The sequence below is a fragment of the Stenotrophomonas sp. YIM B06876 genome, assembly GCF_030711595.1.
Classification (GTDB): Bacteria; Pseudomonadota; Gammaproteobacteria; order Xanthomonadales; family Xanthomonadaceae; genus Stenotrophomonas.
The window spans coordinates 1-543 of record NZ_JAUJUJ010000525.1; the positions used below are offsets into that span (position 1 = coordinate 1).

1 protein-coding gene is annotated in these 543 nt (G+C 68.5%); it reads right to left on the bottom strand.

Annotated features, from left to right (window positions below; all coding sequences use genetic code 11):
• The coding region (locus QZH66_RS18295) for a DUF1302 family protein (protein WP_305807215.1) at positions 1-543 on the bottom strand (543 nt) is incomplete at both ends.

The following is a 543-nucleotide window of genomic DNA, read 5'->3' on the forward strand; positions in this document are numbered from 1 at the left end:
CCAGGTTGGTGAACGAGCCGACGTTGATCTGCGTGGCGTTGGCGCGCTCGGGCGTGCTGAAGGGGCCGACCAGGATCGGCACGCCCTTGCGGTACGTCACCTCGGTGTAGGCCGAGGTCTTGCCGAAGCTGGTGCTGGCGGTGGCGCCCAGCAGCTTCACGTCGTCGAAGTAGCGCACCTGGTAGGTGCCCACGCGGAAGGTCGGAGGCGCGGGCTGGATGATGGGCAGCGGCGTGCGGTCGTNGGGCGTGCTGAAGGGGCCGACCAGGATCGGCACGCCCTTGCGGTACGTCACCTCGGTGTAGGCCGAGGTCTTGCCGAAGCTGGTGCTGGCGGTGGCGCCCAGCAGCTTCACGTCGTCGAAGTAGCGCACCTGGTAGGTGCCCACGCGGAAGGTCGGAGGCGCGGGCTGGATGATGGGCAGCGGCGTGCGGTCGTTGTAGTTCAGGTAGTACAGGCCGGCCTCGGTCTCGTCGGTCACGCGAAAGCGCGTGCCTATGCCCCACTGGCCCGTCTTGCCCGGCTTGATGTCGTCCCGGCGCT